Origin of the sequence: Arthrobacter sp. Cr_A7 (genome assembly GCF_029222765.1) — a bacterium.
Classification (GTDB): domain Bacteria; phylum Actinomycetota; class Actinomycetes; order Actinomycetales; family Micrococcaceae; genus Arthrobacter.
In genome coordinates, this window is sequence record NZ_JARHXQ010000244.1 from 1 (window position 1) to 3,009 (window position 3,009).

Annotated in this window: 2 protein-coding genes; both read left to right on the plus strand. The window is 63.5% G+C overall.

All coding sequences use genetic code 11. The features are described from left to right. The first annotated feature begins 163 nt into the window (after nt 1-163). Nucleotides 164-1,606, plus strand: coding sequence for an SLC13 family permease (locus P2Q66_RS14175; protein WP_275729097.1), 1,443 nt, complete (start codon nt 164-166; stop codon nt 1,604-1,606). A gap of 49 nt (nt 1,607-1,655) precedes the next feature. Then, nucleotides 1,656-2,906 (plus strand): CaiB/BaiF CoA-transferase family protein, encoded by a 1,251-nt coding sequence (locus tag P2Q66_RS14180; RefSeq protein WP_275729099.1) that lies wholly within the window; start codon nt 1,656-1,658, stop codon nt 2,904-2,906. The last annotated feature ends 103 nt before the right edge of the window (nt 2,907-3,009 follow it).

A 3,009-nucleotide genomic window follows, 5' to 3' on the forward strand; every position in this document is an offset into this window, starting at 1 on the left:
GCTTTAACACTTTTCGCCAGCGGCCCAATACCTTGCAACTGAAGAAATATCTTGCATTATGAGCTGCATCCCATAATATGGGTTTAGCGATGTGGCCCTCCTCACGATGCCCATCTGTTCCCAAGCCTTCGATGTGGAAGGCCCAACGATCGGATTCCCCCTCATGTCAGACATAGCCGTCCTTATCAACACGGCCGTGGCAGTCCTTGCCGCCGTCGTGCTGATCGTCCGTTTTAGAGTCAACCCCGTCATCGCCTTGGTCATCGGCTCGGTCTACCTGGGCCTCGCTGTTGGCCTCGGCGTCGAAAAGACCGTCGAAACCATCACCTCCGGATTCGGTGAAATCATGGTGGAAGTGGGCCTGCTGATAGCCTTCGGCGTGCTGATGGGCTCCATCCTCAATCAAAGCGGAGCCATCCGCCGGCTGGTGGAACTGTTGCTGAGCACTTTCGGCCCCAAACGGCTGCCCTACACCATGGGCCTGGCCATCGGAACTGTCCTGCAATCTATTTTCCTTGACGTCCTGCTCGTCATCTCCGCACCCCTGGCCCGCAAGCTCGCGCCGAAGATCGGCAAGCTGGGCACGGCACGGATGGCGACCGCCATGGCCATCGCCCTCGAATGCGGCATTGTCTTCATGGTTCCCGGCGTCGCATCCCTCGCCCTGGCAGGCCTCCTGAACGTGCCCCTGGGCAAAATGTTGCTGTTCGGCCTCCTGCTGGTGGTCCCCACCATCATCATCTCCATTGCCATCATGACGTTCCTCTTCCGCCGCGGCTTCTGGAACGAAGAGAAGGATGAAGACCACACTTTCGTGGCAGAGGAAGACCGTGAAGGGGAAGACGACGACGAGGATGCCACAGCCGCAGGCCACTCCACCCAGACTCCACAGCGGAACTCGGGCAAGGAAGCTGCGGACCTGCAACCCAGCACCGTGGCACTGGCCAAGCGGGGCAAAAAGGAATTCCCCCTGCTGCTCCTCTTCGCCCCGCTTCTGACGTCACTGCTCCTGATCGGGGCCGGCGCCATCCTGCAGATCCTCGAAATCGAGCTGCCCTGGCTCCAGCTGCTTGGCGAACCTGTCATTGCCCTGCTCATCGGCCTGATCGGCACCTGCCTCGTCACCCGCTCCGCCATCGGCCAGTCGCGCGTTGAAGAAGCGATCACCATTGGCTTCAAGGAAAGCGGCCAAATCCTGATCCTGACCGGCGTCGGCGGATCCCTCGCCGCAACCGTCGCCGCAGCAGGTCTCGGCGACATCCTGGGCGGGTTCTTCTCCGCCAGCACGGTTGCCCCGCTCCTGGTGGTCTGGGCCATCGCCGCCGTACTCCACATCGCCGTCGGTTCCGTCACCCTATCTGCCATCACCGCGGCCGGACTGCTGGCACCAATCGCTCCGGCCATCGGGCTGGACCCCGTGCTCCTGGCATTGGCCGCCGGCGCCGGTTCCCTGTTTATGGTTCACGTCACTAGCAACACCTTCTGGCTCCTGCAGTCACTGCTGGGCCAGAGCGTGCGGGGCGCACTGAAATCGGTGACCGTCGGCGTCTCGGTGGCCTCCGTCGTCGCGATTCTCCTGATCCTGCCCATGAGCCTGCTGTTCTGACCGGCCCGTTACCCCCCGCCAAGACACGCGCCAACGAAAGAAGAACCCCATGAAACCGACACACATCGCGCCCCTGGATGGGGTACGCGTCCTTGAGCTAGGCAACTACATTGCTGCGCCAACCGCGGGCCGGCTGCTCGCCGATTTCGGCGCGGAAGTCATCAAGGTTGAACGCCCCGGCACCGGCGACGAGCTGCGCAACTGGCGCCTCCACAAGGGCGACACCTCCATGCTGTACCGGACCATCAACCGCAACAAGAAGTCGGTAGTGCTGGACCTCCGGACCGAGGCAGGCAAACGGGCAGTCCTCGCGCTCGCCGCCAAGTCGGACATCCTGCTGGAAAACTTCAGGCCCGGCACGCTGGAACGGTGGGGCCTCGGACCCGACGTCCTCAACCAGGCGAACCCGGATCTCATCATCACCCGCATCTCCGCTTTTGGGCAGACGGGCCCCCTTTCCGAGCGGCCCGGTTTTGCCGCCGTCGCCGAAGCCTATGGCGGGTTCCGTAACCTCGTGGGAGATCCGGACCGCGCACCCGTCCGGGTGGGCGTCTCGATTGGAGACTCGATCGCGGGTCTCTACGCCGCCTTCGGCTCCATGATGAGCCTCTACCAAAGGGAAGCACGACGGCGGGACTCGGCCGGTGCCGCACCGCTCACCGAGCGGATCATCGACGTCGCCCTGAACGAGGCCATGTTCTCCATGATGGAATCCCTGATTCCCGACTACCAGGCCTACGGCGTGGACCGCCAGCGGGTCGGCGGCCGGATGGAAGGGATCGCACCCTCCAACGCCTACGTCTGCAAGGACGGCGCCAGCATCGTGGTGGCCGGCAACGGAGACTCGATCTACCAGCGGTACATGGACACCATCGGCCGGCCCGACCTTGCAGCCGACCCGGCCCTGCAAACCAACGCCGGCCGTTGGGAGCGGCGTGAGGAACTGGACCAGGCCATCGGAAATTGGACGGCGAAGCTGAACGCCGCCGATGCCCTTGCAGCCCTGGATGCCGCCGGCGTTCCGGCCGGTCCCATCTACACGGCCGCGGACATCAGCACCGACAGCCAGTACGAAGCCCGCAACATGATTCAAAAGTTCGATGTCTCCACCGGCGAAGAGATCCTGCCCGGCGTGGGCTTCCCCGGCATCGTCCCAGTGATCGGCGACCAGTCGCTTCCCATCCGGAACCTGGGACCGGACCTGGGCGAAAACACCGAAGAAATCCTCAGCGGGCTCCTCAACATGGACCCCGCCAAGATCAGTGCGGCTTCCGGCCGCGAGGAGGCACTCCAGCCATGAACCATAACCACAGCGACCTCGCCGCAACTTTGGGAAATACCATCCTGCGGGACGTGACCCTGCGCGACGGGCTCCAGCTCACCGGCAAGCTTCTCTCCACCGA